A 23392-nucleotide genomic window follows, 5' to 3' on the forward strand; every position below is an offset into this window, starting at 1 on the left:
TCCTGCTTTATATACCGCCTTTATTCTTTTACCTCGACAACAAGGTTCAGCTCATCCAGTTGCTTCTGATCAATGGCAGAAGGCGCATCCAACATCACATCGCGTCCGCTATTGTTCTTCGGGAAGGCGATACAGTCACGGATACTGTCAAGACCGGCAAAAATACTTACCCAACGGTCAAGACCGTAAGCCAGACCACCGTGAGGGGGTGCACCGTACTTGAAGGCATTCATCAGGAAGCCGAACTGCTCTTGCGCCTTTTCGGGAGTGAATCCCAGAATCTCGAACATCTTGGCCTGCAACTGTGCGTCGTGGATACGGATAGAACCGCCTCCTACCTCGATACCGTTGCATACCATGTCGTATGCATCTGCACGGACAGCTGCCGGGTCGGTATCCAACAAAGGTATATCTTCCTCTTTCGGATGGGTAAACGGGTGATGCATAGCCATCAGACGGCCTTCTTCTTCGCTCCACTCGAACATCGGGAAATCGACCACCCACAAAAGAGCGAACTGGTTCTTGTCGCGCAGGCCCAATTGGTTACCCATCTCCAGACGAAGCTCGCAAAGTTGCTTGCGGGTCTTCATGGCATCGTCACCGCTCAAAATCAGAATCAAGTCACCCGGTTTTGCACCGAATGCAGCTTTCATTTCCTGCAACACTTCCTGGGTATAGAATTTATCAACGCTTGACTTTACATTTCCGTCCGCTTCTACACGGGCATATACCATGCCTTTTGCTCCGATTTGCGGTCTCTTCACGAATTCAGTCAGTGCATCCAGCTGCTTGCGGGTATAACTTGCGGCACCCTCTGCACAGATACCTCCGATGTAGGCGGCATTGTCGAATACGGTGAAACCGTGTCCTTTCAGTATACCCATCAACTCGACAAACTTCATGCCGAAGCGGAGGTCGGGCTTGTCGCTTCCGTAGTACTTCATGGCGTCTGCCCACGGCATGCGAAGGAAGGGTCCGGTCAATTCCACACCGCGGATTTCTTTAAACAGATACTTCGCCATTCCTTCGAACAGGTTGATGATGTCATCCTGTTCCACGAAAGACATCTCACAGTCTATCTGGGTAAATTCGGGCTGGCGGTCGGCACGCAAATCTTCATCACGGAAACATTTGGCAATCTGGAAGTAACGGTCAAAGCCGGAAACCATCAGCAGCTGCTTCAAAGTCTGCGGACTCTGCGGCAGAGCATAGAACTGTCCCGGATTCATGCGTGAAGGAACAACGAAATCGCGGGCACCTTCCGGGGTGGAACCTACCAGAATCGGAGTCTCCACTTCAATGAATCCTTGGCTGTCAAGGTATTTGCGTACCTCGATGGTCATTTTATGGCGAAGTTCCAGATTGCTGCGTACATTGGCACGGCGCAAGTCCAGATAACGGTATTTCATGCGGATATCGTCACCACCGTCCGTATTTTCCTCAATAGTGAAAGGAGGAGTCAACGAGGAGTTCAGGACATTCAGCTCTGACACGATAATTTCAATGTCACCGGTAGGTATATGGCTGTTTTTACTGAAACGCTCGTTTACCGTACCTTCTATCTGGATGACGAATTCACGTCCCAGACGGTTGGCACGTTCGCAAAGTTCAGCGTTTACTTCTTCGTTGAATACCAATTGGGTAATTCCATAACGGTCGCGAAGGTCAATGAAAGTCATGCCTCCCATTTTGCGGCTGCGTTGTACCCAGCCTGCAAGTGTCACTTGCTTGTTAACATCGGAGATCCGGAGCTCTCCGCAGGTATGTGATCTATACATAATTTATATATATAATTTAAATTCTACAGTTCATTATTTACTGTCAACTTTATAAATGCATTGCATGAATATTGTGCAAAAATACGCAAAACATATTATATGACGCACCAATCAGCGACAGTTTATTTTATAAAATAGCTTTGCAGGGCAGCATTATAGTAAAACGGCTTCCTTTCCCTTTCTCCGACCATAGCTCAATCCTTCCGTTTAGCCTTTCAACTATACTCTGGCATATTGACAATCCCAAGCCCGATCCCTTGGCAAATTCATTATGCTTATAGAAGCGGCTGAAGATAATTTTCTGCTCGGCAGGGTCTATTCCTACCCCTGTGTCTTCCACATATATTGCCGCTTCTTCCGTTTCCGGGTGGTAATCATAACCTATAGTGATGCTCCCCTCTTTGGTAAACTTGCAAGCATTGCCCACAAAGTTTGTCACTACTTGAACAAGCCGGTTTTTGTCAACGTCCACTTCCAGCGGAATTCCTGCTTTTGCCTCTTTCCGAAATTCCAGCTGTGAAGGTATCAGCATCTGTTGGGTAAGATATATCCCTTCTATGAGTTCTTTTACCCGGCATTTCTCGATAATAAAAGACATTTGTCCTGATTCAAGACGGGACAGGTCCAGGATATCATTGATGAGTTTCAGCAGAAGTTCGTTATTTTGGTTGATGGTTTGTATGAATTCTCGCCTCTCATCTGCAAGCAGCTCCTCATCAGATGCCAATATGGTGGAAAAGCCCACGATGGCATTCAGCGGCGTACGGATTTCGTGGCTCATATTAGCAAGGAAAGACTCCTTCAGTTCTGCCTTTTCAGCCAATTCACGGGCCTCTTCCAACTCTTGCTCACGTTTTTTGAACGCATGAATATTAATCAGCAGCCCGGCGGTACGGAACTTTCCTGTGCTGTAAGTTGTGGTTGTATATCGGAATTCCCACCATTGGTAGCCTTTTCCGTTGAAATCGCATAGCACCTGGGAGGTTTCTTCCTGTGCTTCGGGCAGACGTTTCCAGTTGGCGATAAAAAGTTCTTTATGGTCAGGATGAATGAAGTTAATCAAGTTGTCTATTTCCACATCCTGTATTTCTATATTTACTTTTTCCCAAAATGCTTTTTCAAATGAAAATGTCTTTCCTTCATATTTCCAGGCATAGGTATTGCTTCCTTTGATGGCCAGTGCCAAGGCTTCTTTTTCGCTGGCCAATGCGTGCAACACCCTTTTCTTTCTGTTTTGTTCGCGCTTGTATAAAAACACCAGCCAAGTGATGAGAGATACGAATGATAGGACGGAGACAGTTATGATTATAATCCAGAGTGTCCGGTATTTGACACTGAAAGGCATATTGATGACCGTATATTGAGGGGGAATCTGAGTCAGAGGCATATTGATCTGTTGCATGATTTTCCAGTCAACCAGATATTTTTTGGCACTTTCACTGACAGGGATATTTTCGGGAGCCTCGCCACGCAACAGGCGGACTGCCGCTTCCACTTCCTCTTCGACTTGAGTGGATAAAGGAGTAAAGTACCCTCCCAACAACTTTTCCCCGAAAGAAAATCCTTCGTTGATGGTTGTCAGGCTTAAGCATGATGCCATATTGCTGATGTTAGCGGTTGTAAAGTCGCGCTTGAATTGCAGATAGCAATGTTTGTAGAGGTTTCTTAAAAGCCAAATGAGACTGGCGTCATTTGACTTGTTTTTCAGACGGACATGAACGGCGGTAAAAATGGTATAGCCTTTTTCTACCAAATCTCTACGCTCTTTAAACTTATATTCGTGGAGTTCCGTTATTTTTTCATTTTTTATTTGTTCTGAAAAGTCAGCACGCAATTTCATATCTATAAAAGTACTGTCGATGATAGTGAAGAAGTCGATATTTGACTTCAGAATATTGCGAGCCATATCAATGTTAGCCTTGAAGTCTATTTTATCATGAAACCCCGTAACATTGGGGTATTGCCCAATCAGATTCCAGTCCGGATAGTTTACGCCGCCAAAGACAATCGGTGTCTCCCGGGCCAGCCGATGGTTGCTTTTCAGCAGCGAATAAGTGGCCTGGTCTTCGTTTACGAGGATAATTTCCGGCTTCCAGGTTGCCGCAGAATCCAGTATGCCTTTTATTTTTGCTATTTCACGGTGACTTTGGTGGTTTTCGCAATCAAGATAAACGATGCGTAAATCTGACTCTATGCCTCTTTTCTGGAAAGCTCTCTCTATGAGATTGTTGAATTCGGGATATCCGGCATACCCTTCTTCGTAGGAGTGTATGACCAAAATGCGCCTGTGCTCCTTTTTCGTACAGCATGTACACAGCATCCCCACTAATATAAAAGAAAAGAACAATTTAAAGTGTCTTGTTTGCATGCCTGCTATATTTTTGTCAGTTTTTTTATCTGTTCTTTTCCTTTATCAATAATCATTTTGTTTTTCTGCGTAATGTCTTCTACAAAAATTTCATTGAGTTGTTTGAGCCCGTTGATATAATCCTGCGCCCGTTGCAAAACATTGGAAGCCTCTTTTCCAGTTGTCCGTGGAACGATTACCTGCAATCCCTTTTGGATAATCTTGACGTCAATATTATTCCCCATCATCATGGGATCTCCATCAAAATGTACAACTCCCGGTTTAGAACGGTGAATGCGCAACGTCTGGCAGCGGAAAGTCTTGATACGACTGTTCTGATCAATGGTCTTGTTGAATAACTGGAAAGATAATGACGGTACATCAAGCACGGTAAAGGGCTCCAGTATCGTGACATCCAGCAATCCATCGGTCAGAGTAGCCTGAGGGGCAATATAGGCATTGTTCCCGTATTGCGACGCATTTCCGCAAGCTATCAGGAACGCCTTATAACGCAAGGTGCTGCCATCCATTTCCAGTTCGTATGTTTCCGGACGGTATTTCAAACTTTCGAGCAATGTTTTTTCCAGATAAGTAAGCGGCCCTCTCCTCCCTGCTTTTGAAAATTTCAGGCTGACAAAAGCATCGAACCCTACTCCACAAGTACAAAAAAACGGCACTTCGTTGATTTTTCCATAATCAATGACGTCTATCAGCCCTTCATTGATAATGTCTATGGCTTTTTTCGGTTCCATCGGAATTTGCAGATGGCGTGCCAGTCCGTTGCCCGAGCCACAGGGAATGATACCTAAAGCCGTCTGGGTATGTACCAACGAACGTGCTATTTCATTGATGGTGCCGTCTCCTCCGATGGCAACCACCGCATGTACCCCTTCCCGGGCTTTTTGTGAGGCTATTTCTACGGCATGGCCTGCACGCTCGGTATAGACAACCTCCTGCGCATACTTTTCTTTATCCAGCCTTTCATCAATCCATTTTAATACTTGCTCTTTACCCTGTGTGCCGGATATCGGATTTATTATAAATGATATTTTTTTCTTTTCGTCCATGCAAAAGGATGTTATTATGCAATTCTTCTGACCTGCAAAAATAATATAAATCCTTTATATTTTGACCATCCGGGCATTTTAAAACGAGTCCGAACAGTTTTTTTAGAGTAAATGAAACATTTAACCACATATTTTGCTATCTTTGCCCCCTGTTTTAAAAAGACATGTATTTAATAGAATTAAATATTCATAATATAAAAGACATTTCATGGGTTTACTACAAGACAAATTTGCGAAATACGATTTGCCGCAACAGTTTATGGCGAAAGGCGTATATCCTTATTTTCGCACAATTAACAGCCATCAGGATACAGAGGTAATGATGGATGGCAAAAAGGTCCTGATGTTTGGCTCTAATGCATACATGGGGCTGACTTACGATAAAAGAATCATTGACGCTTCAATCGCTGCCACAGAAAAATATGGTACCGGTTGTGCGGGTTCCCGTTTTTTGAATGGTACGCTCGACATACACGTTGAATTGGAGAAAGAACTGGCTGAATTCGTAGGTAAGGATGAAGCGCTCTGTTTCTCTACTGGGTTTACGGTGAACGAAGGTATTATTCCGGCTGTAGTGGGGCGTGGAGACTACATTATTTGTGATGACCGTGACCATGCTTCCATCGTGGACGGACGCCGTCTTGCTTTTGCCACACAGTTGAAGTACAAGCATAACGACATGGAAGCTTTGGAAAAAGAACTCCAGAAGTGTGAGCCGGATGCCGTGAAACTGATTGTGGTGGACGGAGTATTTTCCATGGAAGGTGATTTGGCCAATTTGCCCGAAATAGTCCGCTTGAAGAAGAAATATAATGCCAGTATCTATGTGGATGAAGCTCATGGCTTGGGCGTATTCGGCAAACAGGGTCGTGGTGTTTGCGATTACTTCGGTGTGACGGAAGATATTGACCTTATTATGGGTACGTTCAGTAAATCATTGGCTTCTATCGGCGGTTTTATTGCCGGGGACAAGGAAGTTATCAATTGGTTGCGCCACAATGCCCGTTCTTATATATTCCAGGCAAGCAGTACGCCTGCCGCTACAGCAGCTGCCCGTGAGGCACTTCATATCATCAAGTCCGAGCCGGAACGTATCCAGCGTCTGTGGGACATCACCAACTATGCATTGAAAAGATTCCGTGATGCCGGTTTCGAGATTGGCGAGACCGAATCTCCTATCATTCCTTTGTATGTGCGTGATACCGAAAAGACATTCGTGGTAACCAAGTTGGCTTTTGATGAAGGTATTTTCATCAATCCGGTAATCCCTCCCGCATGTGCTCCGCAGGATACTTTGGTGCGCGTCGCACTGATGGCTACCCATACCAAGGAACAAGTGGATTATGCAGTGGATAAACTGACTAAATGTTTCAAGGCACTGGAAATCATCAAATAGAAATTTGACAAACAAATCAATATGGAAAAAGAACCGTCAGTCTGAATTGGATAAACGGTTCTTTTTTTATGTACGCATTACTCTACACAATATTTATTAAGATAGGTATGTTGTATGAAGTAGTTATGCTGTGATTAGTATGTGATTCGCATATGCAAGTGTGTAGGTAAAAGCTGTAAAATCAATATATATATTGATTTTACAAATAGTCTTTCTAATCTAAATATTTTTCGTATGTTTGTCAAACTATTCATGAAAAACACATCTTTTGTATGAAAAAGCAGGATTTTATTTTCATTCTGGTTTTAGCAGCCATTTTTCTACCGTTCTTTGTAAGTGATGCGGTGTACGATTGGTATAAATCCTTCAATGCGGCCCATGGCATGGTGATGAGTTTCATTAAATTCGGAATTCTTGCTACATTGGGTGAGATGTTGGGACTTCGCATCAGTGCCGGAGTCTATAACCGAAAAGGATTTGGCATACTGCCGCGTGTCGTCGTGTGGGGACTGTTGGGAATGGGAATCAACACGGCCATGATTATCTTCTCCAAAGGTGTACCGCAATTCATGGAATATATGGGAATGACAGATGCCGCTACTATCATAAACGGGGAGTTTTGCTTTGATAAATTATGGATAGCTTTTGCTATTTCAGTGGCCATGAACACAATATTTGCTCCGGTATTCATGACATTCCATAAGATTACGGATACACATATTCTGGATTGTGGCGGCTCTCTTCGCAGCCTCCTCACCCCTATCCCAATGACCCGCATCATTACCCATCTGAACTGGGATGCACAATGGAATTTTGTCTTCAAGAAAACAATTCCCTTTTTCTGGTATCCGGCACACACCATCACATTCCTCCTGCCGGGAGAAATGCGGGTGCTGTTTGCAGCGATATTGGGTGTAGTGCTCGGAGTATTATTAGCTATTGCGGCACGGATGAAATGAGGTGACGGCTGCCCGATATCCATTCAGGCATATCGTAAAGCAGGTGATGCCTATAGTAAAAAGCAAGGGTAGCAGAAAGTGAAAGACGTTTAGAGTGGCATGGTATGCAAATTGCTGTAGCCAATATGCCATAAAGAGATAAATGACAGGGACGGCTACGACGAATGCGATGCCTACATAGCTAAGGAACGGATAATTGATTAGCCATAGAATCTGGCGGGCGGATGCACCGTGAATTTTACGGATGCTTATTTCACGTTTACGCTGCGAGATGGCATAATGTGTGATGCCAAATAATCCGAAAAGAGTAAGGAATATACTGATACAAGCGTACATGAATAAGATATGTGAGAAGTTTGTTACATCCTGATTGTAGGACATAAATTCCTGATACATATCATCATATTCAAAAGTAATGCCCGTATTTTTCTTTTCGTATGCTTCTCTCATACGGTTAATGACTTTATCTTTATATCCTTTTTTTACCTTTATAACCAAAGTTGAGAAATTATCTTGTGGGGTATCATAAAGGAGTATGCGTAAGGGAGCTACATGGTCTGTCATGGAGTACTTTTTGAAATCCTTTACTATACCGATAATTGTACCTTTTGTGAGCTCTTCCCTTTCGTGTACATACTTGGAAATGGGTTGTCCAATAGGATTTTCTCCTTCGGGCACCAATAAATCCACGAATGTTTCATTGATTAGTGCAGGTTGTGGAGTGCGGGACATTAGATGGAATACTTGCAGGGAGTCTTGCAGTTCAATGTGATGCATTGTCAGGAATTCCGGACAATCCTCGTATAGTTCCAACATGAGCAGATTGTCACCGGAACCATCCTTGGCCGGGATTCCTAAACTCATCGGATATATTCCGGTATTGGAGGTTATTGCTGCTTCTACCCCTTCTATATTCTTCACCTCATCTACCCAGTTTTTTAGCGCCGGTTGTACATTGGCATCTGCATATACATTAATAATATCCTCATAGTGCCTTTCTTCCTGCTTAATCAGATACATCTGTGAACGGATAATCATGAATGTACTCATCAAGCCAATGGAGATGATGAATTGTATGGTTACCAATAAGGCCACAATGAAACGTTTTTTGCGTCCGGTAAAGAAATGACGGTAATTAGTTTCGGATATGGAATGTAACCTTCGGCTCATATAACTTGCTGGTATGACAGACAATATAATGATAAACAATAAGATAAGAGGGAACACTTGCCATGAGAACAGATATCCCATTGTCAGCTTGGCAGAAACAATATGATTGAATGCAGGCAATAAGTCATTCATCAGCAATAAAGATAAAAGGAAAGCGACAAGAACCATCAGAAAAGTATCCAAGAAAAGCTGTTGGCGCGTTTGTGACCTTGTAGCTCCCATTATGGATTCAATGTGAAGCATGTGCACTTGACGCAACAAACGGGAGAAACTCAGATTTATAAAGTTGAAACAACCGATGAATAGAATCAGCAATGCAGACAACAGCCCTACACCCAACAAGGTGCTCTGCTGATGTTTGATAACTTGATTACTGTCTTTTACCGTAGCATCGAAATAAGATTCCTGCAATGTTTGGGTACGAAGGTGTCCGTTTCCCAACAAAGTAGGCAGTTCCGTTTCTCCGAAACGTTGGCGGAATTTCTTTATATCCGTACCTTCTTTCAGCAATAGCATACAATCAGAACTTTCGGTAGCTTCCAATGGTAGGAGCATGTCTGTCTGCATCATGCTTTGCTCCGGTTGGCTGAATACGGCAACGATGCGCCTGATGCCTATTCCGCTCAATAGTATATCTACATTTTTTCCTATACAATCTGTTGTACCGAAACATTTCTTGGCAAACAGTTCACTTACGGCTATGTCTCCTGGTTTCAGCAATGCGTCTTGAACTTTTCCGGCTATATTATGGAAAGGGAAAAAAGCCGTTAATGTTGAATCTGCTGCTACCAAGCTCCAGCTTTGAAATTCTTGTCCATCAATCTTTACCCTTACATTCTTGAATGTTTGCGTACGTAAGTAAGACTCTATTTCTGGGAACTGAGCTACTATTTGAGGAACAGTTCCACCGTATATGAATGTACCTTCCACTGCCTGCTGAGCAAAAGGCAGAGTCTGAACCAACCGCAGAATACGATTTTTGTTGGGGTTGTTGTTCTCAACGTTATATTCGTGTATCACAAATGCCATCAACAAAGTGGTGCAGGCAATACCGACGACCAGACTGACAAGGGAAATGGCAACAAACAGTTTATTGCGTTTCCAGCTTCTCATGACTAATTTCAAGGAAAGATAAGAGTTCATATCATGTATATAAAAGGTTCAGAAAATCTATAGTTGACGATGTACGACTGAAATTTGTATTGCCAAACGCCCGCCTGCTGACAGACAGTTAGTAAATTCAGGAGTGACATCAATCGTACATTGCCAACTCATAAATAGAACAAGGGTTATCACAAATTGGCTTCTGTCACCACTTGTCCGTCAAACAGATTGATGACGCGGCTTGCGAATCCGGCATCATGCTGTGAGTGTGTCACCATAACAATTGTGGTACCTTCTTTATTCAACTCACTCAGCAGTTCCATCACCTCTTTTCCATTCTTTGAATCGAGGTTACCGGTAGGCTCATCGGCAAGTATCAGCTTCGGGTTGGAGACCACGGCACGGGCAATGGCTACACGCTGTTGCTGCCCACCGGACAACTGTTGCGGGAAATGCTTGCTGCGGTGCATGATTGCCATACGTTCCATGGCGGTTTCCACCCGGCGTTTTCGCTCGACAGCAGGAATACCCATATAAAGCAGCGGCAATTCGATGTTTTCGTATACGCTCAGTTCATCAATCAAGTTGAAACTTTGGAATACAAAGCCGATAACTCCTTTGCGCAAGTTGGTACGTTGGGCTTCTGTATATTTGGATACTTCCGTCCCATTCAAGTAATATTCCCCGGATGTAGGATTGTCCAACAGACCGAGAATGTTCAGCAAAGTGGATTTTCCACAACCGGATGGTCCCATGATAGCGACAAACTCACCCTCTTTCACTTCCATGTTCACATCGTTCAAGGCCAGAGTCTGTACCTCCTCGGTTTTGAAAATCTTTTGTAGATTTACTGTCTTAATCATAATGCTTTGGTTTTATGGTTTATAAATATTTCATTTCTTATTCGTTTTTAATGACTTCTGCCGGATTTGTCCTTGCTATTTTCAGAATACGGAAAATAATAGTCAGAGTAGTAATGACAGCTACGATTATAAAGATTGAAATCCAAAATAGCAGGCCGTCATTAAAGAATACGATATACATGCTTTTCCATAACTGTAGTATGGCATAACATAAAGGAAATGCTATCGCTGCCGAGAGTACAAGCTGATAAATATACGTACGGGCAAACAATATGATAATCTGTTTCAATCCCGCACCATTTACTTTACGGATTGCCACTTCCTTTTGTCTGCGTTCCGTATCCAGTGTGATTGCCGAATAGACGCCTAATAAAGTGATTATAAGGCTGACAAATGAGAAGAATAAGATTATCCCTTTCATGTTGTTCTCGATGGCTTGCGCTTGGTGAATGTCTTCCAGCAAGGTCGAAATGTGTAATTGTATGCTCGGTGGAAGATTCTCTTCCAGCATTTTCTTAACGAAAGCCTTTACTACTTCTACTTTTCCGGGTACACACTTCAAATAGCAATGCCCTACATAATATTTGAAATCACAAGGCAGAAAGACGAAGCCCTGGCTCTGATTGTAAGTGTCGGCTACAAAATCGGAGCAAATGCCGCATACCGTGTAGCTGTCTTGATAATTGTACAAGGTGGTTCCCAGTAAATCTTTCTTCATACGCTCTACCAGTTTACGGTCTGCTACCATGTCACTATTTGTCTTCAGGGCATGTCCGGAGAAAATAGGGATATTCATAAACTCGAAAAAGTTATTAGGAACATTCATTATATTGACTTCAAGGCTACTTTCCCGGTTATCTTTTTCTGTCTGCATGCTTGTTCCCGAAATACCTTTCAGATAATTAATATCTGTCAGCATTTTATCTTTTACATCCGGATGTTGACTGATGCGCTCTATGAGAGCAAGCTTTTCGTCATTTTTCAAAAAACGGTAATCCATAGGAATACTGATGATTTCGGACTTTTCTTTTTCTGTCAGTGTGTTAAACAGTGTGGAACCGGTCTTATCAGCCTGCAAATATAAAGCGACTGTAAAGACTATGAATAACCAACAGATGAAAAATTGGATACCCAAAAGACAATTTCGTATCTTCTGTTTGTGGCGTTTGGATTTGTTCTTGTAGATACTTGACTGGATGGAGGCATACCTCATTCTCCATACGGTAAACAAGCATAGTAATAAGCATAGCAAAATAATGCCTGCCATATATTCTATTGTTTGTATCAATAATGAGTCCCGTTCAATGACTAATGTGAAATCAAATAAAGAGAATGAAAGGTAGGGATTAAATATTTCTATCAGACAGAAAGTCAATAAGAAGGCTATGAACGAAATGATAATGGCTTGGGTAAAAAGTAACCAGAATAGTTGCTTACCATTACTTCCATTTACTTTACGAATGCCGAACTCGTGCGAACGGTTCAGATAACTCCCCGTCAAAAAATGAAAAAAGTTGAGTAGGCCAGTCAGTAGAATCAAAAGGCCGACAATGAATGTGATTCCGGCAAAGTAAGGAGCAACGGATTTCTCCCGAAAAAGTTTCCCGAAATTCGAAGCTGATACGGTATTTTTCTCATTGAATATTGTGTGCTTCAAGTCCATTGTACGGAAACTTGCTTCGAGTTGTGCAGATGTTTTGCCCGGACGAAGAAGAGCAAAAGTAAGTCCACCGGTCATACTGTCTCGTCCATCGAATTGTATAAGTCCTTCGCTATCGTTCAATATTAACATATCAATCTTTTGGAGAAAGCTAAGGCTGGTATTCAATGGAATATCTTCTATTATCGCTTGTATGGTATAGATGGTACCTCCTGTTCGTGGTGTGGTATCAGGTGAAGAGAAAAGCCGTTGTGCTAAGGTCAGTCGCTTTCCTATCGGATTCTCTCTGAGACCAAATATTTTGTGTGCCAGAGAGCGTGTCAGTATCACGGCATTGGGAGTTTGCGATGCTACAGCCCATGAACCTTGTAATACTTCCGGGGTGAACACGCTATGGTAGGCTGTATCTACTTCCATAGCATATAAATCTTCGTAAGGCAGTTCTTCCTTGTCGATAGTTTCCACATTGTAGCTACGTGGGCGGGGATAGGCAACAAAAGTAAATGCTTCTACTTCTTGGAATTGCAATTGGCGCAGACTTTCAAACAACGTAGCGGGAGTTCCGGAATAAGGTTCTTCTGCTGGAGTGTATAAGTTTATATCTGCAATCCGTTCCCAATGGGTAAAGCACTTGTCGGTAGAGTTTATATAGCGGCTGCAATATAGGCATATACTAAAGCAAAGTATGCCTACTGACAGTCCGATAATAGAGATGATATTCTGTGTCTTGTACTTCAACAAGTTCCTAAATGCTGCTTTTAGATAATGTATAATCATGATTTCTGTTTTTTATTTGTCTTCAATAGGCTTCCATTATAATCTTAATCCAAATATTATGCCAGATAGTTAAGTATTTTATAATTAAATAATTAAATCTTGTAGCGTCTTACTGTATCTGTGCGGTATAGCACACATATTGTACGAAAGTACACGCTTTTATTCGCTCTTTATTACTTCCGCCGGATTTATCTTCGCAGCCTTGTGTATTTGCCAAAACAATGTTCCCAGTGAGATGAAAGTCACTATCAGCAACGATATAACATATATTCCTATACCTACGGATGCCTTTACTGCGAAATCTTGTGTATATAGGTATATGACATAGTAAGTCAGAGGAGCAGCTATAATAAATGCCACGGCTAATACAAGAATATATTTGCAGAACAATAACCGGTAGAGATCACACATTCCGGCCCCATTGATCTTGCGAATGCCTATTTCCCGATAACGCTGACGAATGTCAAAAAGTGAAATGCCAAATAGCCCTAAACAGGATATCAAGACAGCTATCAGTGCGAAACAAGAATAGATAACCGCTATCTGACGGTCCTTTTGATATAGTTTATGCCATTCATCTTCCAATAAAGTATATTCGAAGTCTGTACAACCATAGATGCGCAGCTCTGTGTCGCGCAAATAGTCAAGTACATCTTTAAGTCGTTCGGGGGTATAGGCTATTTGGCACATATCGTCACTGCGCTGTTTGCATACATTGTAGATAATGGGACGATGTCCTGCACTCAAGTGGCGGTCATAGTAATCCTCAACAACGGCAACAATAGGATGCAGAGGAGCATTGGGGTTTAACCGGCGCTCATTCTCTTCCTGTACCAAGGCTTCAGACAGATTATCGTAGTGCAAGGCTTTCATGGCTGCCCGGTTGGCTACCAAAACCTCTCTTCTGCTTCCCTCTCCTTCAAAATCGGGAATGTTGCCTTCTACTATCTTGATACCGTATAACTTAAAAAAGTTGGGAGTGGCATACCAAAACTTCATCTCTACTTTCTCCTCTTTATTGTTATAGTAGGTTACTTTAAAGCCTTCGGAAAGTATATGCCGTTTTTCCATTTCAAAATGTTCAATAAAAGGACACTGTGCAAGTGCCTCCCATAGTTCATGTCTGCGTTGCCACATGGCTTCTCTGGCTTTCTGCCATTCCTCGCGTGGCATCACCGATTCCGATTCATACCCTAACTTGGCTATCAGTACATTTTCTATGCGAAATCCTGGCTGCGTGTGTAATAAGAGCGAAAGTTGCTTGTTGAAATAAAGAGAAAGACTGATGAGCAGAAACGTGAAAATGTACTGTATAAAAAGGAAAAGAATGCGTGTGTGTATAGCACGTTTGTTTTGGGTGACATCACGGATGGAGCTGACGGGTGATGCATAATTGTATTTTACAAACGGATAGATAGAGGTCAATATGGGCAATACTACCAAAATCCCGGCAGAAAGCCAGAAGTCGAAAGATGTATAAGTGAAAGGATATTCCAACAAACGGCTGACAGGGATTATCGTTATCTCTATCAGTAACCAGGCCAGTAATAAAGCGCAACTAACTAAAAGCCCGTTTTCGGTTAATATCTGCAGGAAAAGTGCCGTCCCCCTTATACCGAACATTTTTTTAAGCCCATACTCTTTTCCTCTCCGTTGTGTGCCTATCAAATAGAGATTGATGAAGTTGATAATACCGGTAAGCAATAACAATAAACATACACAGGATAAAATGTAAAGATGGGAACGGTTTCCATAAGTAAGCATGGCGGGGCAACCGGCATTTTGCACATAAGCGGGTTCCCAATAGATATCTGCTATGGGCATGAACGAAAATGTATATTGCCGTGCATCTATATTTTTCCAGTTCGGATTTACCCAGCGCGCCTGTTTCCCGAGTTCGTTCATTTTCCTGATGCTTGTACCCGGCATGAAACGGACGAATTCAATAGGCATACGTCCCCAAAATGAGGAAAGCGTATTTGACACCACAATGTCAAATTGTATCATTGTCTTGCAAGCCGGTTCAGCTATAATGCCACTTACGGTGATATCTTTTCCATTTGAATAATGCAACACTTTGCCTATGGGGTTGTCATGGCCAAAAATACGACGTGCACATGTTGCAGTCAGCAGTGCGGATTCAGGAGATTTTATAGGGGTTCCTTGTACTATGCGGTATGGAAAAAGCTGAAAATAACAACTGTCTGCTACAAGTGTCCGCACTGTGTAACGGGATGCTTCATCACTCACAAAATCTTGTTCCATCAGAATCAAAGAAGTGCGCTTTTCTATGTAACGATGGTCAATGTATATACTGTCTTCATTGGTGTTTTCTATGGTTGCCATTCCTCTATTGCCATCCATGTCTTGAATGACACCATATACATGATTGCGATCCACGCAATGTGTATCTACCGTCAATTCTCTATGAATATATCGCGTCAGTATGATGCAGCACGCCAGACTGAAAGCCAGACCCGCCAAATTTATGACTGTGTATGATTTTGAGCGCATCAGGAAGCGCCAAGCGTATTTCAGTGTTTTCATGTTTCGTCGTTTTATTTCAGTATCAATTCTTCCGCCTCGCCAAAGGTATCATATCCCGTTGTAATTACCCAATCTCCGGGCTGCAAACCTTCCGTAATTTCGTATTGTTGCGGGTTTTGGCGACCGATGCCGATCGGCACGCGCACGGCTTTTGTCTTTGCGGCGTTCAGTTTATAAATCCATTGTCCGCCGGTACTCTGGTAGAAGTTGCCGCGCGGGATGACGAGCGCCTCTTCCGGCTGGCCTAACTCAATCTGTACCCGGAAGCTCTTGCCTACACGTACGTTGTCGGGCATGTCGCCGACGAAGACGAGATCTACGTCGAACATGCGATCCTTGACTTCGGGAACCACTTTCGTGATGCGCAACGGGTATTTCCGTCCTTGATAATTGATGGTGGCAGGCAATCCTGTAGTGATGCGGTCAATATAGTATTCGCTGAGGGAAGTATGTACCTTATATTGGTCTAATACTTTGATTTCTGCGATACTCTCTCCGGACGCAACCTGTTGTCCCGGAGTAACTTTTACAAAACTCAGCTGTCCTGCGACGGGAGCTTTTATAACCAGATTGTTCAAGCGTTCACAAGCACGTTCATATTTTTTTCTTTCACGTTCACGGTCATTGCGGATAAGATCTTTGCGGATGACTGTCACGGCAGAATCATGACGGAGACTTTCCCGCTGAAGGCGGGCATTCTTCACTTTGTAGTTGTATTCATCTTCTGAAACTTCCAGTTGCGCCTTGCTCTTGATACCCATGCGGTACTCCTCCTTGTCAAGAGCAAAACTCTTGCGCAGACGGTTGAGGTCATAGTCGGTCTGCAGGGCTTGTTGTTGCAGGTTCAGACTTTTCTGTTCCATTTCAATTTCTTTCTCACGGTAAGTGATGAGTTGTTTTTCCCAATCATCGCGCTGGTCTTCAATGCTGCGCAGCAGGTCGGGGTTCTCCAAGACAAGGATGGTGTCTCCGTGCCGGAGCAGACTTCCCTCCTCTCCTATGATACGCTCCACGCTTCCGGCTTCGCGTGCGTTGACCTTGATGGTGAGTATAGGCTGAATCAGTCCCTCCACATCTACATATTCCATGAACTTTCCGTTCTTGACTTCGGCTATCTGGATGTTGTCCTGCTCAATACGTAGTTTGCTGGGACCCAATGAAAGGACGACTACGTAAATCAGGAAAGCAAGGAAGGCGGCACCTCCCGCCAAATAGTAGCGATAACGGATGTACCAGGGTTTCTTTTCAAGTTTTATATCCATAATGCAATGCTTTGTATATTTTTTACTTTTTAGATTCCTTCTTCGGAAGTGGCTTCCAGAGGGGGATTCCGAATTTTACTAAAGCGTACTCCGCGGTTTTGTTACTGTATATATTTTTCATCAATAATTTTTTCCAAGTCTTCTGCCAGTGCCCGATCCTTTTCAAAGTCGTATAGAGTGATGCTTCTCAGTGTATAGTACAGACTCCAATAATTGTACAAGGCCGTTATGTAGTTTCTCCGGGCCGTATCTTTTTCCGTGATGGATGCATTGAGATCGAGTACCGAAGACTTGCCAAGCAGATAGAGCTTGCGGGCTACTTCGGCACGTCGTTGCGCTGTTTCATCCGTACGGGCGGCAATATGTACCCGTTGTGCCTGCAGATTGAACTGCTTGACAAGTTTCCGTATATTCAAATCGAAATCGGTCTTGTCTTGTTCCACTTGCGTATGAACGAGGTCGCGGTTGGAACGTGCTACACGTACCTGCCCTTTTCCACGCCCCCAGTCCAAGATAGGAAGTGTTATGCCTAAACTGATATACTGTTGGTCTAACGGGCTTTGATAAGCATTCTTCAGCTTCTCGGCAGTTTGCGTCAATCCGAAGCGCAGGTAGATGTCAGCTTTCAGTCCTGCATTGGCACGAGCCTTGGACACGGCACTTTCGCTCTCTAATTTTCGGCGCAGCATATTTTGTATCTCCGGACTGTTTTCATTGGCTAGCAGCAAAGCTGCATTCAAATCAATATGCAGGTCCGGAACATGCTTGCTGATACCGGCCTTTATCTCAATGTCTTCCTGAATTCCAAGGTACGAGCGAAGTTCCTGCATACAGTTTTCCATCTCAATACGGGCATTCATGCGGTTTGTTTCTTCCGTCAGTTTGTTGAGCTCAAGCTGTAACATTTCGTTTTCGGAAATAGTACCAATGTTATAACGTCCTTGGGCATATATATATAAAGTGTCTGCGTTGGCATAATTGGTGTTGGCTATTTCGTAGTTGCTTTGGGCTTTGGCAAGATTGAAAAACTTTTCTGTCGCATAGGCGGCTACCAGTTCAAGGGTCTCTACATAGGTCTTCTTGGCTTCCCGGTAGCGGATAGGCTCTATGCGCCTATCCCACTTCAGATTATTATACCCGAACAGAGACTGGCTATATCCGATATTTACAGGTGAAGTTTGCCATGAATAAGAATCGTTGCTGAAAAGATCGAGGCGTTGTGCGGCCGTTTCAACAAAGACTGTACCACCGGTCCAAGGAATGTTCTGCGTCAAACTTAATGTGAGATCGGTACTTAACAGATTCTGCTCTACAAACTTGACGTTGCCGTCACCTAAGGTAACCTTGTTAATGGCACGGTTCAGATAGGGGCTGGAGGTTAATTTAAGAGTCGGCAGGTAGTTGGCCCGATAATATTTGTAGTTCCAGTAAGCGGAACGGAAACTGTGCCGGGCGTTTTGTGCGTCAGGAGACTGCAGACGAGCCTGGTTGATAGTCTGCTCTAAAGTCAGTTCTATCGTATGTTCCTGGGAAAAGGCGGTGACTGCCGCTCCACACAGTATGAGCATAAAGAATATATTTCGGTGCATGGCTATTTCTTTTAAAAAGAAGAATCAAACAATGTGCCAAAATCTTAACCACCTATTCATCAACAAGATAACAATAAAGATAAAGGCAATATCGTGTGCTGTTTCGCACAAAAACAGTGCGTATCCGCACATACAACACAAGTATATATTAGTTATCTTTGCCAATAAAAAATACAGATTTCCATGGAACAATTAGGCAAAATATTGATAGTGGATGACAATGAAGATGTATTGTTTGCCCTTAACCTTCTTCTCGAACCGTATGTAGAGAAGATAAAAGTAGCTATAACACCCGACCGTATAGAATATTTCATGACGACTTTCCAACCGGATATCATCTTGCTGGATATGAATTTCAGTCGCGATGCCATCAGTGGGCAGGAAGGGTTCGACAGCTTGAAACAAATTCTCAGCATTGATCCGCAGGCTGTAGTTATCTTCATGACCGCCTATGCCGATACGGACAAGGCGGTGAAAGCCATCAAGGCAGGAGCTACGGATTTTATTCCCAAACCATGGGAAAAAGAAAAATTATTGGCGACATTATCTTCGGGAATGAAATTGAGGCGTTCGCGCAGTGAAGTCAATCTGCTGAAAGAACAGGTGGAAGTATTGAGCAACGGCATGGCCGGATGTCCGGAGGAGGCTATTATCGGCGACTCAGAAGCGATGCAGGATGTTTTTTCTACTGTAGAGAAATTGCGCGATACAGATGCAAACATCTTGATATTAGGTGAGAATGGAACCGGGAAGGATGTCATAGCCCGTATGCTTTACCGCAATTCGCCCCGTTATGGGAAGCCGTTTGTTACGATTGACCTTGGAAGTATTCCGGAGCAATTGTTCGAGAGTGAGTTGTTCGGTTATGAAAAAGGGGCATTTACCGATGCGCGTAAGTCCAAGGCCGGACGGATGGAGGTGGCAACCGGAGGTACATTGTTTTTGGATGAGATAGGAAACCTGTCTTTGCCGATGCAGGCTAAATTACTGACCGCCATCGAGAAACGGCAAATCAGCCGTTTGGGTAGTACGCAGGCAACGTCTATCGATGTCCGGCTTATTTGTGCAACTAATGCAGATATCCGTCATCTGGTGGAAAATGGAGAATTCCGCCAAGATTTATTATACCGTATCAATACAATTGAACTGCGTATTCCGCCATTACGAGAACGTGGAAATGACATACTTCTGTTGGCAGAGCATTTCCTGCAGCGCTATGCCCGTAAGTATCAGAAGGAAATGAGGGGATTGAACCGGGAGGCCAAGAATAAATTGTTGAAATATGCCTGGCCGGGTAATGTGCGCGAACTGCAACACACGATGGAACGTGCTGTCATATTGGGAGATGGCTCCCTGCTTCGTCCGGAAAACTTCATGTTCCAGGTTTCGGCCCTGAGGCAAAGGAAGGAGGATGAGGTACTCAATCTTGAACAACTGGAACGGCAAGCGGTAGAACGAGCCATGCGTATCAGTGAGGGCAATGTGACACGTGCTGCCGAATATTTGGGCATTACCCGCTTTGCTTTGTACCGGAAACTTGAAAAATTAGGTTTATGAAACGATATTCATTGATTGTAATGCTGCACATTGCAGGCATTGTTTTGCTGTCAATAGGTATTTATTTGTTGATAGAGGCTCGGTTGTGGTTCAGCGCGTTGATGGCTTCTTTTATTTTAACGGCTGTTGCCATCCATCTGTATCGCATGCAAATGGTGCAGGTACGGATGATGCGGCATCTTGCTGAAAGCTTACGTTATGATGATATGATGCTTTCCTTCCGGTCGCCCTATCGAAACCGCTCCATGGAAGACATGGTCAATGAGCTTTCCGATGCGATGACAAATTTCCGTACCCGCATATTGGAACGCAACGAAATGGAGGCGTGGCAGAAATTGATACGGGTATTGACACATGAGATAATGAATTCTATAACCCCCATTATTTCTCTTTCTGAGACTTTGAGTGAACGGGAAATGACTGAAAAAAATTATCCTGTCATGCGACAGGGTATGCAGACTATTCATCGGCGTAGTAAGGGGTTGCTGGAATTTGTAGAAAACTACCGGAAACTGACACGGCTTCCTGCTCCCGTTCGCCGCCCGGTGTCTATCCGGGAACTTCTGCAGGACTTGAAGAAATTATTTTCGGAGGAATATATCCATATTGAACTGCCGGAAACAGACCGGACGTTGCAGATAGACCGAATACAGATAGAACAAGTATTGATTAACTTGATTAAAAATGCCAAGGAGGCTTGTAGCAAAAAAGAAGAGCCGTTGATTGAAATAAGAATGGTACCCGCTTTTTCTTGGCAGTGTCTTATCACCATCCGGGATAATGGTGGAGGAATCATGCCTGAGGTACAGGATAAAATATTCGTCCCGTTTTTTACAACGAAAACTTCCGGTTCCGGTATCGGGCTCAGCCTCTGCAAGCAAATAATGAACCGTCATGGAGGAAACATTACCGTACAATCCACAGTGGGACAAGGCAGTTGCTTTACCTTACAGTTTGGATAAAGAAAAACCGTCCTGTCAATCAAACAGCTATCTGCCTTTGATTTATAGGACGGTTTGTTGTGGATTTATTTCTGTCTTGCATAACGCAGCATATAACCATAATTGGAATTCAGTACCAATGAGTCTGCGGTAAGTTTTTCAATCTTCAGAGTATCCACTCCTTCTATTTCAATTCCATTACCAATACTCTTGACTGTAAGGTAGAGGTCATCTCCTTGCTGCTCCCAATGTTTATACACCAAAGTGGCCATATTTATGGAAGAGGCATTTCCGCCTTCTTCTATTTTAATGCCTTGCGTTTTACCCGGCTGTCCCTCGATGGGCATAACCCAGGAACTCCGGACTTTTTTGACCGCCGCAAGCCGTAAATGTCATAGCTATGGCAGCAAATCCTAAAAATAGTTTTTTCATGTTATCTCTTTATTTAATTAATGTATTTCTTTGCTGTTGAAACCATATTGATGCCGGGTGTGTCTTCTGTAATCGTATAAGATACCTCCAGCGTATTTCCCAATGAGAAACTATCCTTGGCGGTAGAAAGCACCCAGGATCAGTTTGAAGAATTGAAGAAACGGGTGGAAGGATAAGGATTAAAGTTTACGCCTGCTGAATAAATTGCCTATAATGATGAATCCCAAAGCAAGAATGGCACATATAAGAATGGCGCTCAGCACTTTCCAGGAGAGATCAACTCCATATCCGCTGGGCGTTGCCAGAAAGAAGGCTACTAGAATAATGAGGACGATGCAATCTTGCTTCATGATTTTGTAATAATAACAGGATGCAAAGTTACTACAAAAAAGTGAAATGCGGAAAGATATAGTGATAGAATTGAGTTACAAGGGTTTTGGTTGAAGTGGCGATAATCCGTGAAGCCATTACAATCCCTGCCGAAGCCAAATCCTGACGCCGCTACGTTACTTGTTCGTAACCATGCCCGAAAATGCGACAAACGGGTACGAATAGCGAAACAAGGCTCTAAGGAATAGTGAGTTATCCATAACTCATGCGAAAAATCAGGTTACGGAAAAAGATTGCGCCGTTCCTCCCCGTTTTGCGTACCAACACCGGACTCTTCACCAACTAATTTTGAAACCCAAAAATTAAGGACAATGAAGAGTACATTTTCAGTAATCTACTACCTCAAGCGTCAGGTAGTGAAAAAGGACGGGACAGTTCCCGTCATGGGACGCATCACGGTGGACGGCAGCCAGACACAGTTCAGCTGCAAACTGACTGTCGATCCGAAACTGTGGGACACCAAAGGTGGACGTGTCACGGGCAGAAGCACGGCGGCACTCGAAACGAACCGTATGCTTGACAAGATGCGGGTACGCATCAACAGGCATTATCAGGAAATCATGGAGCGTGACAACTTCGTCACGGCGGAGAAGGTGAAGAACGCCTTTCTCGGACTGGAACACCGCTACCACACGCTGATGCAGGTGTTCCGCCAGCACAACGAGGACTACGAGAAGCAGGTGGAGGCAGGCATGAAAGCCAAAGGCACGCTGCTGAAGTACCGCACCGTTTACAAGCACATGCAAGAGTTCCTCGACATCCGCTACCATGTGAAGGACATCGCCCTAAAAGAGCTTACCCCGGCTTTCATCTCCGACTTCGAGATGTTCCTGCGCACGGACAAGCACTGCTGCACCAATACCGTGTGGCTGTACGTCTGCCCGTTACGGACGATGGTATTCATCGCCATCAACAACGAGTGGCTGACGCGCGACCCGTTCCGCGAGTATGAAATCAAGAAGGAGGAAACAACACGCAGTTTCCTGACCAAAGATGAGATCCGCCTGCTGATGGAGGGGAAACTGAAAAACGCCAAACAGGAATTGTACCGCGACCTCTACCTGTTCTGCGCCTTCACGGGGCTGTCGTTCGCGGATATGCGCAACCTTACGGAAGAGAATATCCGCACCTACTTCGACGAACACGAGTGGATAAACATCAACCGCCAGAAAACGGGCGTGGTGTCCAACATCCGCCTGCTCGACATCGCCAACCGCATAATCGGCAAATACCGGGGACTGTGCGGGGACGGCAGGATATTTCCCGTTCCGCATTATAACACGTGCCTTGCCGGTATCCGTGCCGTCGCCAAGCGTTGCGGCATCACCAAGCATATCACGTGGCATCAGAGCCGCCACACGGCAGCCACGACGATATTCCTCTCCAACGGTGTTCCCATCGAAACGGTCAGCTCCATGCTCGGACACAAGAGCATAAAGACGACGCAGATTTACGCAAAGATAACCAAAGAGAAGCTCAATCAGGACATGGAGAACCTTGCCGCAAGATTGAACGGCGTCGAGGAATTTGCAGGTTGCACCATCTAAAAAGAA

Annotated in this window: 15 protein-coding genes and 1 pseudogene; 5 read left to right on the forward strand and 11 right to left on the reverse strand. The window is 43.9% G+C overall.

Annotation, left to right across the window (positions count from 1 at the left end):
• Positions 1–20: 20 nt before the first annotated feature.
• The 3 genes from aspS to HMPREF9446_RS00270 all read right to left on the reverse strand — a co-directional run bounded on the left by aspS (position 21) and on the right by HMPREF9446_RS00270 (position 5192).
• Positions 21–1778, reverse strand: a complete 1758-nt coding sequence (gene aspS, locus HMPREF9446_RS00260) for an aspartate--tRNA ligase (RefSeq protein ID WP_009123437.1) — start codon at positions 1776–1778, stop codon at positions 21–23.
• A 127-nt stretch (positions 1779–1905) separates the two neighbouring features.
• Positions 1906–4155, reverse strand: a complete 2250-nt coding sequence (locus HMPREF9446_RS00265; RefSeq protein WP_410510764.1) for a sensor histidine kinase — start codon at positions 4153–4155, stop codon at positions 1906–1908.
• Complete coding sequence (locus tag HMPREF9446_RS00270) at positions 4152–5192, reverse strand: diacylglycerol/lipid kinase family protein (protein ID WP_009123439.1); 1041 nt, start codon at positions 5190–5192, stop codon at positions 4152–4154. Before HMPREF9446_RS00270 ends, HMPREF9446_RS00265 begins: the two co-directional genes overlap by 4 nt.
• 208 nt (positions 5193–5400) lie before the next feature.
• On the opposite strand from HMPREF9446_RS00270, the gene spt reads away from it, so the two are divergent.
• Positions 5401–6588 (forward strand): serine palmitoyltransferase, encoded by a 1188-nt coding sequence (spt, locus tag HMPREF9446_RS00275; protein WP_009123440.1) that lies wholly within the window; start codon positions 5401–5403, stop codon positions 6586–6588.
• Positions 6589–6860: 272 nt separating this feature from the next.
• Positions 6861–7547, forward strand: coding sequence for a hypothetical protein (locus tag HMPREF9446_RS00280; protein WP_009123442.1), 687 nt, complete (start codon positions 6861–6863; stop codon positions 7545–7547).
• Here HMPREF9446_RS00280 and HMPREF9446_RS00285 read toward each other — a convergent pair.
• From HMPREF9446_RS00285 to HMPREF9446_RS00310, 6 genes are all read right to left on the reverse strand, one after another.
• Positions 7521–9830, reverse strand: a complete 2310-nt coding sequence (locus HMPREF9446_RS00285; protein WP_009123443.1) for an ABC transporter permease — start codon at positions 9828–9830, stop codon at positions 7521–7523. The genes HMPREF9446_RS00280 and HMPREF9446_RS00285 overlap by 27 nt on opposite strands.
• Before the next feature lie 179 nt (positions 9831–10009).
• Complete coding sequence (locus HMPREF9446_RS00290) at positions 10010–10684, reverse strand: ABC transporter ATP-binding protein (protein WP_009123444.1); 675 nt, start codon at positions 10682–10684, stop codon at positions 10010–10012.
• A 37-nt stretch (positions 10685–10721) separates the two neighbouring features.
• Complete coding sequence (locus HMPREF9446_RS00295) at positions 10722–13121, reverse strand: ABC transporter permease (RefSeq protein WP_009123445.1); 2400 nt, start codon at positions 13119–13121, stop codon at positions 10722–10724.
• A 159-nt stretch (positions 13122–13280) separates the two neighbouring features.
• Complete coding sequence (locus HMPREF9446_RS00300) at positions 13281–15668, reverse strand: ABC transporter permease (protein ID WP_009123446.1); 2388 nt, start codon at positions 15666–15668, stop codon at positions 13281–13283.
• Positions 15669–15679: 11 nt separating this feature from the next.
• Positions 15680–16930, reverse strand: coding sequence for an efflux RND transporter periplasmic adaptor subunit (locus tag HMPREF9446_RS00305; RefSeq protein ID WP_009123447.1), 1251 nt, complete (start codon positions 16928–16930; stop codon positions 15680–15682).
• Positions 16931–17031: 101 nt separating this feature from the next.
• A complete protein-coding gene (locus HMPREF9446_RS00310) occupies positions 17032–18498 on the reverse strand; it encodes a TolC family protein (protein WP_245532233.1) in 1467 nt (488 codons plus the stop codon).
• Positions 18499–18702: 204 nt separating this feature from the next.
• Between HMPREF9446_RS00310 and HMPREF9446_RS00320 the strand changes: the two genes are divergently transcribed.
• Positions 18703–20076: a sigma-54-dependent transcriptional regulator gene (locus tag HMPREF9446_RS00320; RefSeq protein WP_009123450.1), complete on the forward strand. Its 1374-nt coding sequence runs from the start codon at positions 18703–18705 to the stop codon at positions 20074–20076.
• Positions 20073–21038, forward strand: coding sequence for a sensor histidine kinase (locus tag HMPREF9446_RS00325; protein WP_009123451.1), 966 nt, complete (start codon positions 20073–20075; stop codon positions 21036–21038). Before HMPREF9446_RS00320 ends, HMPREF9446_RS00325 begins: the two co-directional genes overlap by 4 nt.
• Before the next feature lie 65 nt (positions 21039–21103).
• Here the strand turns inward: HMPREF9446_RS00325 and HMPREF9446_RS00330 are convergent.
• Positions 21104–21449, reverse strand: a pseudogene (locus HMPREF9446_RS00330) (lipocalin-like domain-containing protein).
• Between the two features lie 179 nt (positions 21450–21628).
• A complete protein-coding gene (locus tag HMPREF9446_RS18565; RefSeq protein WP_009123454.1) occupies positions 21629–21799 on the reverse strand; it encodes a hypothetical protein in 171 nt (56 codons plus the stop codon).
• A gap of 351 nt (positions 21800–22150) precedes the next feature.
• Between HMPREF9446_RS18565 and HMPREF9446_RS00335 the strand changes: the two genes are divergently transcribed.
• Complete coding sequence (locus tag HMPREF9446_RS00335; protein WP_004291422.1) at positions 22151–23386, forward strand: site-specific integrase; 1236 nt, start codon at positions 22151–22153, stop codon at positions 23384–23386.
• Positions 23387–23392: the final 6 nt, after the last annotated feature.

The organism is Bacteroides fluxus YIT 12057 (assembly GCF_000195635.1).
In the GTDB taxonomy this organism is placed as follows: domain Bacteria; phylum Bacteroidota; class Bacteroidia; order Bacteroidales; family Bacteroidaceae; genus Bacteroides; species Bacteroides fluxus.

Excerpts from the sequence above, each read along its gene's own strand:
- aspS (WP_009123437.1), bottom strand. The coding sequence starts at position 1,778 with ATGTATAGATCACATACCTGCGGAGAGCTCCGGATCTCCGATGTTAAC.
- HMPREF9446_RS00270 (WP_009123439.1), bottom strand. The coding sequence starts at position 5,192 with ATGGACGAAAAGAAAAAAATATCATTTATAATAAATCCGATATCCGGC.
- spt (WP_009123440.1), top strand. The coding sequence starts at position 5,401 with ATGGGTTTACTACAAGACAAATTTGCGAAATACGATTTGCCGCAACAG.
- HMPREF9446_RS00280 (WP_009123442.1), top strand. The coding sequence starts at position 6,861 with ATGAAAAAGCAGGATTTTATTTTCATTCTGGTTTTAGCAGCCATTTTT.
- HMPREF9446_RS00285 (WP_009123443.1), bottom strand. The coding sequence starts at position 9,830 with ATGAGAAGCTGGAAACGCAATAAACTGTTTGTTGCCATTTCCCTTGTC.
- HMPREF9446_RS00290 (WP_009123444.1), bottom strand. The coding sequence starts at position 10,684 with ATGATTAAGACAGTAAATCTACAAAAGATTTTCAAAACCGAGGAGGTA.
- HMPREF9446_RS00295 (WP_009123445.1), bottom strand. The coding sequence starts at position 13,121 with ATGATTATACATTATCTAAAAGCAGCATTTAGGAACTTGTTGAAGTAC.
- HMPREF9446_RS00300 (WP_009123446.1), bottom strand. The coding sequence starts at position 15,668 with ATGAAAACACTGAAATACGCTTGGCGCTTCCTGATGCGCTCAAAATCA.
- HMPREF9446_RS00305 (WP_009123447.1), bottom strand. The coding sequence starts at position 16,930 with ATGGATATAAAACTTGAAAAGAAACCCTGGTACATCCGTTATCGCTAC.
- HMPREF9446_RS00310 (WP_245532233.1), bottom strand. The coding sequence starts at position 18,498 with ATGCTCATACTGTGTGGAGCGGCAGTCACCGCCTTTTCCCAGGAACAT.
- HMPREF9446_RS00320 (WP_009123450.1), top strand. The coding sequence starts at position 18,703 with ATGGAACAATTAGGCAAAATATTGATAGTGGATGACAATGAAGATGTA.
- HMPREF9446_RS00325 (WP_009123451.1), top strand. The coding sequence starts at position 20,073 with ATGAAACGATATTCATTGATTGTAATGCTGCACATTGCAGGCATTGTT.
- HMPREF9446_RS18565 (WP_009123454.1), bottom strand. The coding sequence starts at position 21,799 with ATGAAGCAAGATTGCATCGTCCTCATTATTCTAGTAGCCTTCTTTCTG.
- HMPREF9446_RS00335 (WP_004291422.1), top strand. The coding sequence starts at position 22,151 with ATGAAGAGTACATTTTCAGTAATCTACTACCTCAAGCGTCAGGTAGTG.